The 18,313-nt window shown below is 44.8% G+C and carries 16 protein-coding genes; all 16 read right to left on the bottom strand.

Annotated elements, in window-relative coordinates; genetic code table 11:
* Positions 1 to 30 precede the first annotated feature (30 nt).
* On the bottom strand, positions 31 to 1,323 hold the full coding sequence (locus GYY70_RS03920; RefSeq protein WP_174831352.1) for an adenylosuccinate synthase: 1,293 nt from the start codon (positions 1,321 to 1,323) through the stop codon (positions 31 to 33).
* A 36-nt stretch (positions 1,324 to 1,359) separates the two neighbouring features.
* A complete protein-coding gene (locus tag GYY70_RS03915; RefSeq protein WP_174831351.1) occupies positions 1,360 to 2,511 on the bottom strand; it encodes an ATP phosphoribosyltransferase regulatory subunit in 1,152 nt (383 codons plus the stop codon).
* 151 nt (positions 2,512 to 2,662) lie between these two features.
* A complete protein-coding gene (locus GYY70_RS03910) occupies positions 2,663 to 3,481 on the bottom strand; it encodes an undecaprenyl-diphosphate phosphatase (protein ID WP_038648776.1) in 819 nt (272 codons plus the stop codon).
* A gap of 98 nt (positions 3,482 to 3,579) precedes the next feature.
* A complete protein-coding gene (locus GYY70_RS03905) occupies positions 3,580 to 4,275 on the bottom strand; it encodes a thiol:disulfide interchange protein DsbA/DsbL (protein WP_025330427.1) in 696 nt (231 codons plus the stop codon).
* 29 nt (positions 4,276 to 4,304) lie between these two features.
* Positions 4,305 to 5,015: an SPOR domain-containing protein gene (locus GYY70_RS03900; protein ID WP_174831350.1), complete on the bottom strand. Its 711-nt coding sequence runs from the start codon at positions 5,013 to 5,015 to the stop codon at positions 4,305 to 4,307.
* A 98-nt stretch (positions 5,016 to 5,113) separates the two neighbouring features.
* Positions 5,114 to 6,607 (bottom strand): YifB family Mg chelatase-like AAA ATPase, encoded by a 1,494-nt coding sequence (locus tag GYY70_RS03895; protein ID WP_174831349.1) that lies wholly within the window; start codon positions 6,605 to 6,607, stop codon positions 5,114 to 5,116.
* Between the two features lie 11 nt (positions 6,608 to 6,618).
* On the bottom strand, positions 6,619 to 6,924 hold the full coding sequence (locus tag GYY70_RS03890) for an accessory factor UbiK family protein (protein ID WP_078475299.1): 306 nt from the start codon (positions 6,922 to 6,924) through the stop codon (positions 6,619 to 6,621).
* Positions 6,925 to 7,013: 89 nt separating this feature from the next.
* Positions 7,014 to 7,454 (bottom strand): hypothetical protein, encoded by a 441-nt coding sequence (locus tag GYY70_RS03885; protein ID WP_174831348.1) that lies wholly within the window; start codon positions 7,452 to 7,454, stop codon positions 7,014 to 7,016.
* Between the two features lie 87 nt (positions 7,455 to 7,541).
* On the bottom strand, positions 7,542 to 8,333 hold the full coding sequence (locus tag GYY70_RS03880; protein WP_174831347.1) for an NUDIX domain-containing protein: 792 nt from the start codon (positions 8,331 to 8,333) through the stop codon (positions 7,542 to 7,544).
* A complete protein-coding gene (acpS, locus tag GYY70_RS03875; protein WP_025330433.1) occupies positions 8,330 to 8,716 on the bottom strand; it encodes a holo-ACP synthase in 387 nt (128 codons plus the stop codon). Before acpS ends, GYY70_RS03880 begins: the two co-directional genes overlap by 4 nt.
* A gap of 29 nt (positions 8,717 to 8,745) precedes the next feature.
* The gene (gene pdxJ, locus GYY70_RS03870; RefSeq protein ID WP_084563445.1) at positions 8,746 to 9,477 is read right to left on the bottom strand and encodes a pyridoxine 5'-phosphate synthase; all 732 of its coding nucleotides are present in this window, start codon (positions 9,475 to 9,477) and stop codon (positions 8,746 to 8,748) included.
* 79 nt (positions 9,478 to 9,556) lie between these two features.
* On the bottom strand, positions 9,557 to 9,868 hold the full coding sequence (yfaE, locus tag GYY70_RS03865; protein WP_025330435.1) for a class I ribonucleotide reductase maintenance protein YfaE: 312 nt from the start codon (positions 9,866 to 9,868) through the stop codon (positions 9,557 to 9,559).
* A gap of 55 nt (positions 9,869 to 9,923) precedes the next feature.
* A complete protein-coding gene (gene nrdB / locus GYY70_RS03860) occupies positions 9,924 to 11,057 on the bottom strand; it encodes a class Ia ribonucleoside-diphosphate reductase subunit beta (RefSeq protein WP_096765293.1) in 1,134 nt (377 codons plus the stop codon).
* Between the two features lie 86 nt (positions 11,058 to 11,143).
* Positions 11,144 to 13,423 (bottom strand): class 1a ribonucleoside-diphosphate reductase subunit alpha, encoded by a 2,280-nt coding sequence (gene nrdA / locus GYY70_RS03855; protein ID WP_174831346.1) that lies wholly within the window; start codon positions 13,421 to 13,423, stop codon positions 11,144 to 11,146.
* 386 nt (positions 13,424 to 13,809) lie between these two features.
* Positions 13,810 to 14,316, bottom strand: a complete 507-nt coding sequence (gene luxS / locus GYY70_RS03850; protein ID WP_084563444.1) for an S-ribosylhomocysteine lyase — start codon at positions 14,314 to 14,316, stop codon at positions 13,810 to 13,812.
* A 19-nt stretch (positions 14,317 to 14,335) separates the two neighbouring features.
* Positions 14,336 to 18,271, bottom strand: coding sequence for a phosphoribosylformylglycinamidine synthase (gene purL, locus GYY70_RS03845; protein ID WP_174831345.1), 3,936 nt, complete (start codon positions 18,269 to 18,271; stop codon positions 14,336 to 14,338).
* Between the last annotated feature and the right edge of the window lie 42 nt (positions 18,272 to 18,313).

The following is an 18,313-nucleotide window of genomic DNA, read 5'->3' as shown; positions in this document are numbered from 1 at the left end:
ATCAGCTGATGGGTTTATTTTTAATTTCAGTTATTCATAAGGATGACGGAGCAGAATGGTTTCTTCCCGATCAGGACCGGTAGAAATCATGGCAATCGGAGCACCGCAAATTTCTTCAATACGTTTCAGATAGGCTTTAGCATTGTCTGGTAGTGCGTCGTATGATTTCAGACCAAAAGTGCTGTCCTGCCAGCCCGGCATTGTTTCATAAATAGGCGTACAGGCAGAAACGGCGTCGGAACCACAAGGCAAAATATCTATTTTTTGCCCGTTATAATCATAACCGACACAAATATTAATGCTATCCATGCCGTCCATAACGTCCAGTTTAGTTAAACATAAGCCGGAAATACCATTTACCTGGATAGACCGTTTCATCAGAGCAGCATCAAACCAGCCGCAGCGGCGCGGACGTCCGGTTACTGCACCAAATTCATTGCCGCGTTCTGCCAGACCTTCACCCACGCTATCGAAAAGTTCGGTCGGGAATGGTCCGGAACCAACTCGTGTTGTGTATGCTTTGACAATACCCAGTACGTAATCAAGTTTAGTCGGTCCTACACCAGAACCGACAGCTGCCGCTCCGGCAATGCAGTTAGAGGAGGTAACGAAAGGATAGGTACCGTAATCAATATCAAGGAAAGTACCCTGAGCACCTTCAAACAGCAAGGATTCACCACGGGCATTCATGTCGTTCAGTTCACGGGAAACATCTCCGACCATTGGTTTTATCTGATCGGCCAGTTCCAGAGTCTGCTGGTAAATTTTTTCAGCATCAAGTGCTTCCTGACCATACAGGCCGGTAAGCTGGCAGTTATAAATGGCTACTGCATCTTTAATTTTCTGCTGTAAAACATCAGGCTGAAATAAATCCATAATACGAACTGCACGCCGGGCAATCTTGTCTTCATATGCCGGTCCGATACCACGACCGGTCGTGCCGATTTTCTTATCGCCTTTAGCTGCTTCACGAGCATGATCCAGAGCGATATGATAGGGAAGAATTAAGGGACAGGTCGGTGCAATGGTTAATTGTTTGGTTACATCAATACCCGCCTGCTGTAATTCAGCCATTTCGCTAAGCAGAGCTTCTGGTGATACGACAACACCAGAACCGATAAAACAACGTTTACCTGTATGTAAAATACCACTGGGAATCAGGCGCAAAACAGTTTTTTTGCCATTGACCACCAGAGTATGCCCTGCATTATGTCCGCCTTGATAACGTACCACGCCGGAGGCACGTTCAGTCAGCCAGTCTACAATTTTACCTTTGCCTTCATCACCCCACTGGGTGCCGACAACAACGACGTTTTTTGCCATATGGTTTTACCTGCTCATACTAAGGGTTAATTATTGCTACAAAGGAATCAGCTGCCATTGCTGGTTTTGCCATACCAGCTGGCGGTCGCATCCTCTGATATCGTTACATTCGGGAGTGTAATCAATAATGACACACTCACCGGCTGAACGCAGTTGCTCTATTTCGGTTTTTGCAGCAGAGGCATCTTGTACGCTGACTTTTATGCCGCGCAGTTTTTCTACCGGAGGCAGATGCCCGATTAAATCACGTAAATCAAAACTAAAACCGGAAGCAGGGCGGTTACGGCCAAAATATTTACCCAGACCATTATAACGTCCGCCTCGTGCCAGTGCGTCCGGCCAGTCTTCGCTATAGGCAGCAAACAGCAACCCGGTATGGTAGTTGTCTACTCGCAATTCACTTAAATCAATAAATATATTATGGTTTGCAAATGCTGTGCAGATTTGCCGGAGCTGCTGTAATGCTTCACTTATTTCCGGCAGGTCTGGCAGACAGTCTGCGGCAGTCTGCAATACTGTCTGGGTTCCATATAATGCAGGTAAAGCGACGAAAGCTTTAATCCACTGCTCAGGAAGCTGCCATTGTTGTACACACTGCTGAACTGCGGCAGCATCTTTAGCCTGCATCAGCTGTAATAAAGTTGCCGCCTGTTGTGTAGTCAGGCTGGCAGCATTAGCCAGTGTATGAAAAATACCGATATGCCCAAGTGACAGTGTTGGTTTGGGTACATTGACAATGGTCAGGCTTTTGAGCATTAAATCAATAAGTTCGATGTCGGCTTCGATACCCGCATACCCATATAATTCAGCACCGATCTGTAAAGGCTCCCGGGTACTTAAAAAGCCGTCAGGCCGTGCATGTAAAACCGGACCGGCATAACACAGTCGGTTAATCCCGCTATTGGCTGACAGCAGATGAGCATCTATACGGGCAACCTGGGGTGTGATATCTGCGCGCAGACCAAGCTGCCGGCCACTAAGCTGATCGACAACACGGATGGTTTTTAGTGACAGCCCTTCATCAATACGGGTAAGTAAGGACTGGCTGTATTCAAGTAAAGGGGGGCTGACAAGTTCGTAGCCATGGACGCGATAAAGTGCTAACAGCTGTTCTTTGGCGCTTTCAAGCTGGCGCGCCGCTGAAGGTAGAATGTCGGCAATATATTCGGGCAATTGCCAAGACTGCATTGGGATTCCTCACAAAATACAAGCCACACTGACCCTGACGGAACAGTGTGACGTGGACGTGGAAAGGCAGCTGAATGTTGTGCCTGAGGTTTTTTAAAATATCACTTTATCACAATTTAACGTTTTTATACCAGAGACAATTAGATTCTGATTACCATTTTACCCAGCCTGTAGCCCAGGTAACTAAAATGATACCGCCAAATATAATTCGGTACCACGCAAAAGGGATATAGTTTTTATGGGCAACAAAACGCAGTAAAGCCTTCACTGCAACCAGAGCAGAAAGAAATGCGGCAACAAAACCAATAGCAATCAACAATAAATCATCCCGGGTAAACTCATGCAGATGCTTAAGCATGTCGTAACCGGTGGCAGCAATCATTACTGGTACGGCCAGAAAAAAAGAAAACTCTGTTGCTGCTTTGCGCTCAATCCCCCAAAGCATGCCGCCCATAATCGTACTTCCAGAACGAGATGTACCGGGAATTAATGCCAGAATTTGCGCCAGTCCGACAATAAGTGCATCGCGAGGTCGCATGTCCTCAACAGTTTTAACTTTCGGTTCGGTACGGCTCTGACGTTTTTCAATCCAGAGAATCAGTAAACCGCCTATTACAAGTGCCGTAGCAACAGTAATTGGATTAAACAGATAATGCTTGATTTGTTCACTGAACAGTAAGCCCATGATGGCTGCGGGAATAAAGGCTATAGCCAGATTAAGAACAAAGCGGTTGGTAGCCGGTTCTTTACCAATATGGGTAATAATATGAGCAAATCGGTGTTTATATTCAAAAACAATGGCAAGAATTGCACCAAGCTGTATCGTAATGTCGAATACTTCACCTGTAGTCTCAAATTTCAGCAGATTACCGACTACTATCAGATGTCCGGTACTGGAAACAGGCAGAAATTCGGTCAAACCTTCTACAATGCCCAGAATCAGGGCTTTTAAAAACAAGACAATATCCATTTTATTTACTGTATTTGTGTATTTAAGCCATGAAATTTATACAAAACAATAGTGTGTTTAAGGTTAAACACACTATTGTTTTGATCGAAGACCAGAGTCTATCGATTGGCAGAGGCTGCCAGTGAGGCACCTATGCTTTTGGGTAGTTTACGTGTGCTTGCAGCATGTGCGCTATTCTCATTGCGTACTTTTTCAATTAGTTCATTCATTGTTTTCATTCCTGCTGCAAATCCTTTCGGAAATTTAAGTACGTATTTGCCGCCTACAATAACAGTAGGTGTTGACGTAATGTTGTATTTTTCGCCCATTTTACGCATGCTGGTGGCTGTAGCTGAATTTTCCAGACTGTTATAGGCTTTTACCAGTTTTTGCCCGTCAAAAGCAGTTTGTTTTATAGCCCACTTGTTAAATACATCAGGTTGCCATAATTCGATGTGTTTATTAAAAATAGCATCAAAGATTAGCGGGTCTGCCTGTAATTTCATTCCGGTACTGTTTACTGCGGCAGCAACACGGGCAAGATTGAAATAAACGTCATCATCCCAGACAACATGAACGGGACGCAGATAGGTATCAGGCGCAAAAGATTTCATTTCTTTAAGCATAAAGGGCTCAAGATGTGAGCAGTGTATACAGCTGTAGGAGAAAAATTCCAGAACTTCTACTTTGTCTTTATGCAGTTGCGGAATGGGTTTATCCAGTACATCATAATCTATTTTTACTATTGCTGCCTGTGCTATGCCAGTGACAAAAGCCATTGCTGTCACCATGGTAGTAATGATTTTTTTTAGCATGTTAATTTCCTGTTATGAAACTGGCTGACTCAGGATGCTGTTCTGGTCAGGCTGTCGATATTATGCTGCTGTAAAGTTTGTTTAATCTGTTTTGCCTGATTCTGATTCAGATTATCAGTCTGAACACGATATTTGATTGTACCGTTCACTTTAGCACTATGCACGCTGCTGTTAATTCCCAGCATCACTAGTTTGGCACGCTGGGCATCAGCATCAGTACGGTTGTTATATGAACCGATTTGTAAAAAAACTTTGTCTTCACTATGCTGCTTTGCTGCTGCACGCTGAGCTTTTTCAATACTACCGTTATTCAGAATTTGTTCCGGAGTTATATGTGTATGACTGACTGGGGGTGCTTTTCTGGGTGTTTTTTCTGGTGTTTTATGTGGTATGGGTGGTTGTGTTGTCGGTGTGTGTTCAATAGTAATGTCATTTTCAATCCCTCCCATATTGACTGGTTGTGAAGCTGGTATAGTCTCCGGGGTTTCAACGGTGGTTCCTGAAGACGCAGGAGTATCAGGAGTAAAGATTTGAGAAGATGCTGTTGTACTATTGGCCGGAGTAAGTATTTCGGGTTGTGGCGGAACAGAAGCAGCGGGATTATCAGGATTTTTAAAATCTGATTTGCTTTTATTCAGGAAGAACAGGATACAGGCAATGATTAAGGTTGCAAGAAGCAAACCTATTATAAAGCTGACAAGCCCCTTACCTGCCTGACGAAGTGGTGTGTACATATGCATGTTAAAAGCCTTTATGTTTGGCATTATATACGGCAAATTCTGTTCAGAACCGCAAGCTATCTGTATAGATAACATTATCAATTTCAGTTCTGCTGATATTATAAAGCACGGCGGAAGCTTATGGCGCGTAAAATGTGACTGGTTTCAACATCATGTATATCATTCATATCTGCTAAGGTACGTGCAATACGTAAAATACGATGAAAACTGCGTGCTGACAGCGACAATTTTTCCATCACACTGGCCAGAGTTTGTTTGGCTTCAAGGGTGATTCGGGCTATATCATCCAGTTCACGGTTGCTCAGTTGAGCATTGATTTTACCCTGACGCTGATACTGGCGCGAGCGTGCTGTTCTGACACGCTCACGAATACTGCTGCTGTTTTCACCGTTTGCCTGCTGTAGCAAATCACTGGCAGGTAAACTGGGCACTTCAATGATCAGGTCTATACGGTCAAGCAGCGGACCGGAAATTTTATCACGGTAACGGTTTATGGCTTCGGGCGTACAGCGACATGGTTTAACTGGATGTCCGAGATAGCCACAAGGGCAGGGGTTCATTGCTGCTATCAGCTGGAATTCAGCCGGATAAGTAGCCTGACGTGCTGCGCGTGAGATATGAATTTCTCCGCTTTCCAGTGGTTCTCGCAGAACTTCAAGAACTTTCCGGTCGAATTCCGGCAGTTCGTCCAAAAATAAAATACCATGATGTGCCAGTGAAATTTCACCAGGTCGGGGATCGGAACCACCACCTACCAGTGCAACAGCCGAAGTACTATGATGGGGCGAGCGAAATGGCCGGTTCAGGCGGTATTTTTGCTGTCCGTGAGGCAACAATGACTGTAATGACCAGACACTGACGAGTTCTTTGGCTGTAAGCGGCGGTAAGATACCGGGTAGACGCTGTGCCAGCATAGATTTACCGGTTCCAGGCGGTCCGGACATGAGGATGCTGTGACCGCCGGCTGCAGCGATTTCCAGTGCCAGTCTGGCTGTTTGTTGCCCGCGTACATCGGCCATATCAGGATAGTTTGTTTCATCAGGCTGTTGTATATGTTGTACATCAACAGGGGAAAGTGGTTGGTTCTGATTAAGATGAGCTGCTACTGCCAATAATGTATCGGCGCCATAAACATGCGCATCGGGTAACAGGGCAGTTTGAAAAGCATTATCTGAGGGCAGAATAAATGAACGCTGGTGCTGTCTGGCTGCTTCTGCCATGGCGATAGCCCCGCGGATAGGCCTGATCTGACCGGACAGGCCAAGTTCTCCGACCAGTTCATACTGATGCAGATTGGTACCATCAATCTGACCGGATGCTGCCAGTATGCCGATAGCTATCGGTAAATCAAACCGGCCTGATTCTTTGGGTAAATCAGCAGGTGCCAGATTAACGGTAATTTTTTTAGCCGGAAAGTCAAAACCGGACTGAATAATAGCCGCTCTTACCCGATCTCTGCTTTCTTTAACTTCTGTATCCGGCAGACCAACAATGCTGAATGCAGGTAAGCCGTTGGCCAGATGAGCTTCTACCTCTACAAGTGGTGCTGCCATGCCAGCCAGAGCACGACTATAAACAACTGCCCATGACATGGCGTAATTCCTTAGTCAGACAAATCAGTATGATTATCTGTCGGAGCAACCGGATCGGTGGTTTCATGGTTGTTATTATTTTGTGCTAACAACGCTTCCAGCGCGATCACTCTGCTTTCCAGTTCAGCCAGTTTTTCCCGGGTTTTTAGTAAAACCTGTTGCTGAATATCGAATTCTTCACGTGTAATCAAATCCATCCGGTTAAAAGCACTGCCAAGCATAGATTTAACATTTTTTTCCATATCTTTGATGGGACTGTTACTGATGGTATCGCCGAGTTTATCGCTGATGTCTTCAAAAAATTTTTTGCTGATCATGACCTGAATCCTTTTAATGGCAAGGTAATCAATGTCTGTGATTGTACGGGTGAAACAGTCTGAGATGCAATGCTTATATGTTGTGCTGTTTACGGTGCAGTGAACACAACATTGTAATGCTTGCCGTCAACAGTTAAATCACCAAGAAAGTCATTACGTTCGTCAACACATACGGGCAATACGGCACGGTAAGCTGTCCATACCCCCTGTCCCTGCGGTTTGAAGTCAGTACGATTAAAACCCAGACTCATATTGCGCATGGTGAAATGTATGCTGATTCGTTTTACAGAAGCAGGTACTTTACGCATGCTGATATCAAAAGGTTTAGTGATATCTGCCGGAGGCGTAAATTGAATGACAGCTCCTCCGGGTAATATGCAGCCGGTGCGGACATTACAGTTACTGAGGGTGCTCAAAGCATCGGTACGGGTGTTATGCCAGAAAACTATGCCAATAATAAGCGGAACAGCTATGATAAAAATAAGTAGTCCGATGATAACAGCAGTTGATTTTTTTGCGGGCTGATTCATGAGATTGGCAGACCAATATAAATTAAGAAAAATTATCCGGTAATTGCAGTACAGGTGGTCGTGAATACACAGAGGTTGTAATACTTATTATTGTTGTTCCAGTATGATGCCATGAACACCCAGTGTCATCCAGTCTGGCTGTGCAATGAGCTGAGCGTTTGTTTGCTGTAAAACCATAACGGGTACAGAGGAAGGCTGATTATGCAGCAGATGAAGCAGCTGTTGAATATCTTCATATTGGCCTACCGGCCAGATTATCGCCGCAGCTGTTTGTGCATGTAGCCACTCTTCACTGTTATGACATATAGCCCAGATAGCGCTGACAGGATGCAGATTCGCCAGTTGCTGTAGCTGATTTGCTGGTGTATAAATAATTGATCCTGCTGCTATTCCTGAGTGGTAAGGGTATATTTTTAAGGCAGGTTCCTGCTTTGACGCTGTATAAAAACCTGTATTTAAATTTCCGCTCATATGAGCAGGAATCGCTAATGCGGCCAGAATAGGTGCATTAGCAGGTAATATGGGGGTAACAGTAAGACAACCTGGCTGCTGCCAGCTCCAGCTTTGCTGTTCTCGTGCAGTTAGTTGTCCCTGCCACTGATCGGCTGCAATGCGATAAAATTGCAAATGTACGTGGGCATGTTCGTAACGATGAGTTTTACTTATCCATGGTGTAGCTGAATTAACGGTTATGCCCAGTTCTTCGGCAAATTCCCGCTGCAATGCCGCCAGCCGACTTTCCCCTGATTCTACTTTACCGCCGGCAAATTCCCAGTACCCCGCATATGCTTTGCCTGCCGGACGTGAACTAAGCAGGAATTCGCCGCGCTGGTTATAAAGGACACCGGCAACTACTTCAATGAGATTATCCTGCGTCATTTAGCATACTCTGCTACAGCAAAAGCCACTATGTAGTCGTCTTCATCTGTGAGACTCAGATGAATACGGCCAATGTTTTTTTGTTTGAGCCATTGTGCTAATGGCTTTTCAACAATAAATTCAGGCCGGCCGAGTTCATTATGACCAATTCCGATATTGCGTAAGGTCACTGGACTGCGCAGACCGGTATGGACGGCTTTGGCAAAAGCTTCTTTAGCGGCAAAGCGTTTGGCCAGAAACTGTACAGGATGATTGGCTGAAGGCCACTCTAGTGCTTCAATCCGTGACAGCATTTTTGCTGCTACGGCATTGGCACCATAGGTTTTACACATTTTGGCAATACGTTCAATTTTAACTAAATCTGTACCTATGCCGTAAATCATGTTGTTCCTTTTGCTGGTAAAAGGTTAGGTTAATAAGGAAGGCTGCGTGCACGGAAAATAGTGGTCTTCATTTGTTCAATGGCTTGTGGTAAGCCGATGAAAATAGCCTGAGCAATCAGGGCATGACCAATATTCAGTTCGTTTATAGCCAGAATTTTAGCAATAGGGGTGACATTGTGAATATTCAGACCATGGCCGGCATTAACAATTATGCCCATTTCACTGGCCTGATGAGCTGCTTCTTCGATTCGTGCCAGCTGCTGCCGGCGCTGATGCATTTCAGGTGCATCAGCATAAGCACCGGTATGCAGCTCAATAACTGGTGCACCGACTTCCTGACAGGCCTGTATCTGCCGGCTATCAGCATCAATAAACAGTGATACGCGTATCCCCGCAGCTGTCAGTTTCTGGACATATTCTGCTACTTTATCCTGTTGTGACAGAACATCCAGTCCGCCTTCTGTGGTAATTTCCTGTCTTTTTTCCGGTACGATACATACGTCGGCAGGCTGAACAGCCAGAGCGTTGTCAAGCATTTCCGGAGTAAGTGCCATTTCCAGATTAAGACGGGTGCTGATGGCATTTTTTACGGCAAATACATCAGCATCATGAATATGGCGGCGATCTTCACGTAAATGCATGGTAATCAGATCGGCACCATGTGTTTCGGCAAGCAGTGCTGCTTCCAGCGGGCTGGGATAGATACTGCCGCGAGCGTTACGTACTGTTGCTACATGATCTATGTTTACGCCAAGTAACATAAGTTTTTACCTAGTGCTGAGTTAAATGGATGTCACGATACTTTACCTTTTTCCGGCGGTAAAGATAACCGGTTTAACTTTATTTATCTGCAAATAAATCGTTGTCAAAAAGGTCTGGATTGTGTTCCGGTGTATCGGTTCGAAGATGGCAGACCAGATGCAAATCGGTTTTTACCTGACAGCAGCAGGGAAGTATCTCTCCCGGGGCGATAAAGGCCAGCGGCTGTTCTGCATAACTGACCTGCCCGGATAGCAGTTTGAGCCGGCATGAACCACAATAACCGCTGCGACACTGATATTCAACTTCATGTCCGGTACGTTCCAGACCTTCCAGCAGGGTTTCATCCTGCTGAAGAGTGAATGTTTTGTCGCAGGTGGTGATTAAGCTCATTTTAGCTGAAGCTGCTCCGGTAGGTTTTGTTGAAAACTGGGTTCAGACAGAAATTTTAAAGTTCAAAATCGCTTAAGTCGTCTTCATTAAGTTCGGCATCAATCTGACCAACCAGATATGAGCTGACTTCTACTTCCTGTGGTGCTACCTGAACATTGTCGGAAGACAACCATGCATTAATCCACGGAATAGGATTTTGTTTGGCGTGTTCAAAAGCCGGCGGTAAGCCTACAGCCTGCATACGCAGGTTGGTGATATATTCGACATACTGACCAAGAATATCTTTGTTCAGACCAATCATGGATCCGTCTTTAAATAAATATTCTGCCCAGTCTTTTTCCTGTATGGCAGCACGACGGAAAAGCCGGAAACATTCTTCTTCCGTTTCAGCCGCTATCACTGCCATTTCCGGATCATCTGCACCGGTACGCATCAGGTTAAGCATTTGCTGGGTACCTGTGAGGTGTAAAGCTTCATCACGGGCAATCAGTTTGATGATTTTGGCATTGCCTTCCATCAGTTCGCGCTCAGCAAAAGCAAAGGAACAGGCAAATGAAACATAAAAGCGGATTGCTTCCAGTACATTGACACACATCAGGCACAGATACAGCTTTTTCTTCAGCTCATGTAAATTGATTACAACGGTTTTACCGTTAATCTCATGTTCACCTACGCCCAGTAAGTTGTAGTACTGGGTATATTCGATTAAATCATCGTAGTAACAGGCAATTTCTTCAGCACGGGCAATAATGTGCTTGTTTTGTACAATATCATCAAACACAACCGAAGGATCATTCACGATATTGCGGATAATGTGAGTGTAACTGCGTGAATGAATGGTTTCAGAAAAAGACCATGTTTCAATCCATGTTTCCAGCTCAGGAATAGATACCAGAGGCAGTAAGGCAACATTAGGACTGCGCCCCTGAATGGAATCAAGCAGGGTCTGATATTTCAGATTACTGATAAAAATATGCTTTTCATGCTCTGGTAAATTGGCATAATCGATGCGATCACGCGATACATCTACTTCTTCAGGTCGCCAGAAGAATGAAAGCTGTTTTTCAATCAGTTTTTCGAATATATCAAATTTCTGCTGGTCATAACGGGCTACATTAACCGGCTGTCCGAAGAACATCGGTTCTGTCAGGGCATTATTCGGTTTTTGACAGAATGTACTGTAATTCATAGACAGATGTTCACAGGCCATGGCGATACTCTTTATTTAATTAATGTAGAAAAAGGAGATAAGGGTGCTGATGCACCCTTGTTTAATCAGATTTTGCAAGCACCGCTGGCGCAACCGTCATCCTGAATACTGGTTTGCATATCATCGGCACCATCACGGGTATTCTGGTAATACAAAGTTTTCAGACCAAATTTATAGGCGGTCAGCAAATCTTTGATTAATTGCTTCATCGGGACTTTTTGTCCTTCAAAACGCTGCGGATCGTAATTGGTATTGGCAGATATCGACTGGTCGATAAATTTCTGCATAATACCGACTAAATGCAGATAACCTTCATTATTTGGCATATCCCAGAGCAATTCATACTGGTTGTGCAGACGTTCGAATTCCGGTACTACCTGTTTAAGAATACCATCTTTGGACGCCTTCACCGATACCAGCCCGCGCGGTGGTTCAATACCGTTTGTAGCATTGGCAATCTGGCTGGATGTTTCTGATGGCATGAGTGCCGTCAGGGTGGAATTACGCAGGCCGTGTTTAACTATATCGGCACGCAATGATTCCCAGTCCAGATGCAGAGGTTCCTGACAGATTTTGTCCAGATCTTTTTTGTAAGTATCAATCGGTAATAAACCCTGAGCATAAGTAGTATCGCTGAATTTAGGGCATGCTCCCAGTTCCTGTGCTAGTTTGACAGAAGCTTTCAGCAGATAATACTGAATGGCTTCAAAAGTCCGGTGGGTAAGGTTTATAGCAGAACCATCACTGTATTTAACGCCATTTTTGGCCAGATAGTATGCAAAGTTAATGACACCGATACCTAATGTCCGCCGGTTCATGGTAGCCAGTTCAGCTGCTTTGATAGGGTAGTTCTGATAATCCAGCAAAGCGTCCAGAGCACGGGTAGCCAGCTCGGCCAGTTCTTCGAGTTCTTCCAGATTGTCCAGTGCACCCAGATTAAATGCTGAAAGGGTACAGAGAGCTATTTCTCCCTCAGGGTCTTTAATGTCATTTAACGGACGGGTAGGTAAAGCAATTTCCAGACACAGATTTGACTGACGAACCGGAGCCAGTTTGGGGTCAAACGGGCTGTGGGTATTACAATGGTCGACATTCTGAATGTAAATGCGTCCGGTACCGGCACGTTCCTGCATTAATAATGAAAATAAATCTACTGCCGGAATACTGCGGCGGTTGATGCTGTTGTCTTTTTCGTATAAAACATAAAGACGTTCGAATTCGTCCTGATCTGCAAAAAATGCATCATATAACCCCGGGACATCTGAAGGCGAAAACAGACTGATATTTTCACCCTTAATCAGGCGGGTATACAGCAGGCGATTAATTTGTACACCGTAGTCAAGATGCCGTACGCGGTTTTCTTCAACTCCGCGGTTGTTTTTCAGTACCAGCAGATTTTCTACTTCCAGATGCCACAAGGGATAGAACAGGGTAGCAGCACCACCGCGGACACCGCCTTGTGAGCATGATTTCACAGCTGCCTGAAACATCTTATAAAATGGAATACAGCCTGTATGTTGTGCCTCTCCGCCACGGATTTCGCTGCCTAGTGCACGGATCCGGCCGGCATTAATGCCAATGCCTGCGCGCTGAGATACATACTTCACAATTGCACTGGTAGTAGCATTGATGCTATCTAGACTATCATCACATTCAATCAGTACGCATGAAGAAAACTGACGGGTCGGGGTGCGAACACCTGACATAATTGGTGTTGGCAGGGAAATTTTAAAAGTACTGATGGCATGATAGAATTTTTTTACATAAGTCAGTCTTGTAGCCTGAGGGTAACGTGCGAACAGGCACATTGCTACCAGCATGTATAAAAACTGCGGACTTTCAAAAATTTGTTTGGTAACACGGTTCTGAACCAGATATTTGCCTTCCAGCTGTTTAACTGCAGCATATGAGAAAGTTAAATCACGGTTATGTTCAATGCAGTCATTCAGTTCATCAAATTCTGCACGAGAATAATCTTCTAAAATATGTTTATCGTACTTACCTGATTCTGTCAGCTTACTCACATGATCATACAAGTGAGGCGGCTCAAACTGACCGAAAGCAATTTTACGCAGATGAAAGATAGCCAAGCGGGCTGCCAGATACTGATAATCCGGTGTTTCTGTGGAAATCAGGTCGGCTGCTGCTTTAATAATGGTTTCGTGAATATCGTCAGTACGAATACCATTATAAAATTGAATGTGTGAGCGCATTTCGACCTGAGATACGGATACATTATCCAGACCTTCTGCAGCCCAGGTAACGACCTGATGAATTTTATCCAGATTGATGTCTTCCAAACTACCATTACGTTTGGTTACTTTAAGGTTGGCAACCGCATTCATGAGTTATTCTTTCTAGCATAATTAACGCAGAAAAAAACAGTGCCAACACAAAATGTAGTGGTCAACTGTTATTCCGGACACAATATACTGGTTTTTTGCTTTAAAAAAAAGACTTGTCAAAACTGACTATATCCGCTTCTTGATAATGGTTGGGTTAAGTGAAGTAATGATTTTTGTTGATTGACAAGCAGTTTGCTTTGATTTGTCTCAATTTGAATAAAATTGTAAAAAAAATTATTAATTTTTTTGTTTTATTAGTTTTTTTATATCAGGGGATAAGTTTATGCTGTATATATCTACATTTACAGGAAAAAAGAAAAACTGCCTAAAATATAAGCTCAGCACAGCTTCGTTTAATTTCAGGCAGCAATGACAAAGATTAGCATCTAGTGTTGCAATAGTGACTCATCTAGTTTTAAATCATTGTTGTAATTGATACTAATTTGATTTTCAAGAACTGTTCGGGCAATGGACTTGGCTTCTTCAAGTGAATGCATGGTATAGCTGCCACACTGGTAGCGGTTAAGTTCAGGTATGCGGCTCTGATCCGTTACCGCAAGTACATCCTGCATAGATTCCGCCCAGGCTTTGGCCACAGTTGCTTCATCAGGTGTTCCGATCAGACTCATATAAAAACCAGTGCGGCAGCCCATTGGTGAGATATCAATAATTTCCACTTGATCACTGTTAAGATGGTCGCGCATGAATCCGGCAAACAAATGTTCAAGAGTATGCATGCCTTTTTCAGGCAGTATAGTCTGATTCGGTTTGCAGAAGCGTAAATCAAATACAGTAATGTCATCTCCTTTGGGTGTGGTCATATTCTTAGCCACACGTACTGCCGGAGCATGCATACGGGTATGGTCTACAGTAAAACTGTCGAGTAATGGCATGATGATTCCCTCGTAATTATCAGTTTAAAATTTTTCGTGCATTGGCAAACAGCCGGTACCAGCCGGACATTTCCGGCCAGTCACGCGGAGCCCAGCTCATTTGCGCTGTCTGGAATACCCGTTCAGGATGCGGCATCATAATGGTGACGCGACCGTCCGTACTGCTGACACCGGCAATACCGGCCGGAGAGCCATTCGGGTTGAGCGGATATATATCCGTTACCTGATTCTGACCATCAACATACTGGAGTGCAACAGAAAGATCTGCCGGTATGGTTTCATTGGTCAGGTGAGCAAAATCTGCACGTCCTTCTCCATGACTCACCACTACCGGTAAACTACTGCCGACCATATCAGCCAGAATTAATGATGAGGAAGCCGGAATAGTGACCATACTCAGACGAGCTTCAAACTGTTCGGAAATATTGCGCCGAAAGCGTGGCCAGTTATCTGCACCCGGGATGATTTCAGCCAGATTGCTGAGCATCTGACAGCCGTTACACACGCCTAGTGTCAGTGTATCCTGTCTGTCAAAGAATTCTGCAAACTGTTGTCGCAGTTGTTCATTAAACAGAATACTTTTTGCCCATCCTTCTCCGGCGCCCAGTACATCACCATAGCTGAATCCGCCACAGGCGGCCAGCAGTTGAAAATCACTTAATTTAACCCGTCCGCTTAGTAAATCACTCATGTGAACATCGTAAGTTTCGAAATTAGCGCGGGTAAATGCAGCCGCCATTTCTAATTGTCCGTTGACGCCCTGTTCACGAAGAATGGCAACTTTAGGCTGCTGATGCCGATGAATATAAGGTAAAGCAATATCTTCTTCCGGATTAAAGCTCAGGCTGGCAAATAATTCTGACAGCTGTTCCTGCTCCAGTAAGGCAAATTCACTGTCTGCACAGCAAGGATTATCGCGTAAGCGTTGCATTTGATAGCTGGTTTCACTCCAGCTCTTTTGCAATTCAACACGGTTTTCATTGAGTAAAACAGTATTACCATGCTGAACCATTAACCGGTCAGTTGTATTGATGTGACCAAGTACATGTAAAGTTTCAGCCATGCCGGCAGAGGCAAAAGCATTCTGAATGCCGGCAAGGTCATCATTGTGTACCTGAATAACCGCACCAAGCTCTTCTGTAAACAGACTGCGTACAGCGGCATCTTGCAGCTTCTGATTCTGGCTGTGTTTATTGGTTTGCTTGATAAGAGATGCAATATCAATAGTCACCCCGATATGGGCAGCAAACATCATTTCAGCCAGTGTTATTACTAATCCGCCATCACTGCGGTCATGATAGGCCAGAATTTTATTTTCCTGAATCAATGACTGAATAAGTGTGAAAAATTTAGAAATGATTTCGGGATTGCTGATATCCGGAGCTGAACCGCAGAGATTTTTCCATACCTGCTGCAAAGCACTTCCACCCATTCGGCTGTACCCCTGACCGAGGTCAATGGCCAACAGAGTAGTATCTGCAATATTCTGTAGCTCGGGTGTCACAGTGTTGAGCACATTCTGAACCGGTGCAAAGGCTGTGATGACAGCAGATAAAGGCGAAACTACCCTTTTTTCTTCACCGGCATCATGCCAGCGTGTTTGCATTGATAATGAATCTTTGCCTACAGGTATACTGATTTGCAGTTTCTGGCACAGTTCGGATACGGCTTTGACAGTCTCATACAGACGGGCATCTTCTCCGGCAAAACCACAGGCAGCCATCCAGTTGGCAGAAAGTTTAATTTTGCCCATTTCTCCGATGTCTGTGGCAGCAATATTGGTTAATGCTTCACCAACTGCCATACGCCCTGAGGCTGCACCGGAAAATAAGGCTACAGGTGATTTCTCACCCATACTCATGGCTTCGCCACGTAAGGTATTAAAGCCCATTTTGGTTACGGCAACGTCTGCAACCGGTGTCTGATATCTTCCAATCATCTGATCGCGATGCGTGAGGCCGCCAACACTGCGGTCGCCAATGGTAATCAGAAATTGTTTGCTGGCTACAGCAGGCAGACCTAATACTCTGTACAGGCTTTCACGAATATCCAGTTTACTTCCGTCAAAAGGAGGAATCTCTTCAATAACGGCAGAATCAGTGCGAGTCACTTTAGGAGGTTTGCCCAGTAACACGTCCAGAGGAATATCTACCGGGTTGTTATTGAATAATTCATCACATAATTGCAGCTGGCCATCATTAGTAGCTGTGCCGACAACAGCAAACGGACAACGTTCACGCTGGCATATGGACTGAAATATTTCCAGATTTTCAGGCTGTACTGCCAAAACATAGCGTTCCTGAGCTTCATTACACCAAATCTGCAACGGATTAAGGCCGTGTTCTTCAAGTGGTATGCGGCGTAACTGAAAGATTGCCCCGCGGCCGGCATCGTTGACCAGCTCCGGAAAAGCGTTAGATAAACCACCTGCACCAACATCATGAATGGATATAATCGGATTTTCTGAGCCAAGTTGCCAGCAGCGGTCAATAACTTCCTGTGCACGCCGCTCAATTTCAGGATTACCACGCTGTACTGAGTCGAAATCCAGATCAGCATGATTTGCTCCGGTACTCATGCTGGAGGCTGCTCCGCCACCCAAACCGATCAGTAAGCCCGGTCCGCCCAGCTGAATAAGTAATGCACCTGCGGGAATATTGTCTTTGAAAACCTGCTGTGCCTGTATATTACCCAGCCCGCCTGCAATCATAATAGGTTTATGAAAGCCGCGCATAGTACCACTGAATAATTCTTCAAAGGTGCGGAAATAGCCGAGCAAATTAGGACGACCAAATTCATTATTAAAGGCCGCGCTACCGATTGGGCCATCCAGCATGATATCCAGCGCACTGCTGATATGGGCTGGCTTACCGTACTGATTACGTGTAGTTGTATATTGTTCCCATGGCTGAGTAAATTCGGGGATACAAAGATTAGAAACACTGAAACCGCTTAAACCTGCTTTAGGACGTGCACCTTTTCCTGTAGCGCCTTCATCACGAATTTCCCCGCCGGAGCCGGTTGCAGCGCCGGCAAATGGTGCGATAGCGGTAGGGTGGTTATGGGTTTCCACCTTCATCAGAATATGTGTTTCTTCTGTGCTGAACTGATATTTCTGCTGTTGATTTGCCTGTGGGTAAAAGCGTTCAATACTGGCACCGGCAATGATTGATGAATTGTCTTTGTAAGCGACCAGTGTACCTTCAGGATACGCCTGATGCGTAGCCCGAATCATGCCAAACAGGGATTCAGGTTTGGCTTCATCATCAACAATAAATTTGGCATTAAATATTTTGTGTCGACAATGTTCTGAGTTTGCCTGAGCAAACATCATCAGTTCTACATCGGTAGGATTACGTTGCAGTTGCTGATAATTTTCAACCAGATAATCTATTTCATCTGCGGATAATGCCAGCCCCATTTGCTGGTTAGCTGCTTGCAGAGCTGTTTTGCCATTTGCCAGTATATCAATACTGGTAAAACTTTTTGCCGCAGTTGTGTGAAACAATTGTGCAGCGTCTGCTACAGCAGTTAGTACACTTTCTGTCATGCGGTCATGCAGTATGGTTTGCCAGCTATCCTGTTCCTGTTGACTAAGCTCTTGAGAAAATGAATACAGGATGCCGCGCTCAATGCGCTCAATTACGTTTAGTCCGCAATTGTGTGCAATATCGGTTGCTTTGGATGCCCACGGTGAAATAGTGCCCAGACGAGGTGTAACCAATAATTGCGTGCCTGTCAGAGTATTGCTGTTCTGATGGGTAGCACGTAAAAGTTGAAGCAGTTTTTGCTGTTGACCAGAATCAAGTTCGGTAGCTGAAGCCACAAAATAGCGATATTCGCTGTTGATCTGAATATTACAATCCAGTTGTAATCTGGCTGCCTGCTGTAACAATTTTTCGATACGAAACGGGGATAGTGCGGCCTCGCCGCACAGTGACAGAACAACTGACATGATGAGAGTAGCTCACTTTAGTAGTGGGTTTTGGCTGAAACG

It is taken from the genome of Snodgrassella sp. ESL0324, assembly GCF_013344955.1.
Lineage (GTDB): Bacteria > Pseudomonadota > Gammaproteobacteria > Burkholderiales > Neisseriaceae > Snodgrassella > Snodgrassella alvi.
Note: the sequence above shows the minus strand (reverse complement) of the source record. Positions and strands in the feature narration are given on the sequence as shown.

Bases quoted from the DNA above. Each gene is read 5' to 3' on its own strand.
- GYY70_RS03910 (WP_038648776.1), bottom strand. From the start codon at position 3,481: ATGGATATTGTCTTGTTTTTAAAAGCCCTGATTCTGGGCATTGTAGAA.
- yfaE (WP_025330435.1), bottom strand. From the start codon at position 9,868: ATGAGCTTAATCACCACCTGCGACAAAACATTCACTCTTCAGCAGGAT.
- GYY70_RS03920 (WP_174831352.1), bottom strand. From the start codon at position 1,323: ATGGCAAAAAACGTCGTTGTTGTCGGCACCCAGTGGGGTGATGAAGGC.
- GYY70_RS03880 (WP_174831347.1), bottom strand. From the start codon at position 8,333: ATGACGCAGGATAATCTCATTGAAGTAGTTGCCGGTGTCCTTTATAAC.
- GYY70_RS03890 (WP_078475299.1), bottom strand. From the start codon at position 6,924: ATGATCAGCAAAAAATTTTTTGAAGACATCAGCGATAAACTCGGCGAT.
- GYY70_RS03885 (WP_174831348.1), bottom strand. From the start codon at position 7,454: ATGAATCAGCCCGCAAAAAAATCAACTGCTGTTATCATCGGACTACTT.
- GYY70_RS03895 (WP_174831349.1), bottom strand. From the start codon at position 6,607: ATGTCATGGGCAGTTGTTTATAGTCGTGCTCTGGCTGGCATGGCAGCA.
- nrdB (WP_096765293.1), bottom strand. From the start codon at position 11,057: ATGAATTACAGTACATTCTGTCAAAAACCGAATAATGCCCTGACAGAA.
- purL (WP_174831345.1), bottom strand. From the start codon at position 18,271: ATGTCAGTTGTTCTGTCACTGTGCGGCGAGGCCGCACTATCCCCGTTT.
- luxS (WP_084563444.1), bottom strand. From the start codon at position 14,316: ATGCCATTACTCGACAGTTTTACTGTAGACCATACCCGTATGCATGCT.
- pdxJ (WP_084563445.1), bottom strand. From the start codon at position 9,477: ATGTTACTTGGCGTAAACATAGATCATGTAGCAACAGTACGTAACGCT.
- GYY70_RS03905 (WP_025330427.1), bottom strand. From the start codon at position 4,275: ATGCTAAAAAAAATCATTACTACCATGGTGACAGCAATGGCTTTTGTC.
- nrdA (WP_174831346.1), bottom strand. From the start codon at position 13,423: ATGAATGCGGTTGCCAACCTTAAAGTAACCAAACGTAATGGTAGTTTG.
- acpS (WP_025330433.1), bottom strand. From the start codon at position 8,716: ATGATTTACGGCATAGGTACAGATTTAGTTAAAATTGAACGTATTGCC.
- GYY70_RS03915 (WP_174831351.1), bottom strand. From the start codon at position 2,511: ATGCAGTCTTGGCAATTGCCCGAATATATTGCCGACATTCTACCTTCA.
- GYY70_RS03900 (WP_174831350.1), bottom strand. From the start codon at position 5,015: ATGCATATGTACACACCACTTCGTCAGGCAGGTAAGGGGCTTGTCAGC.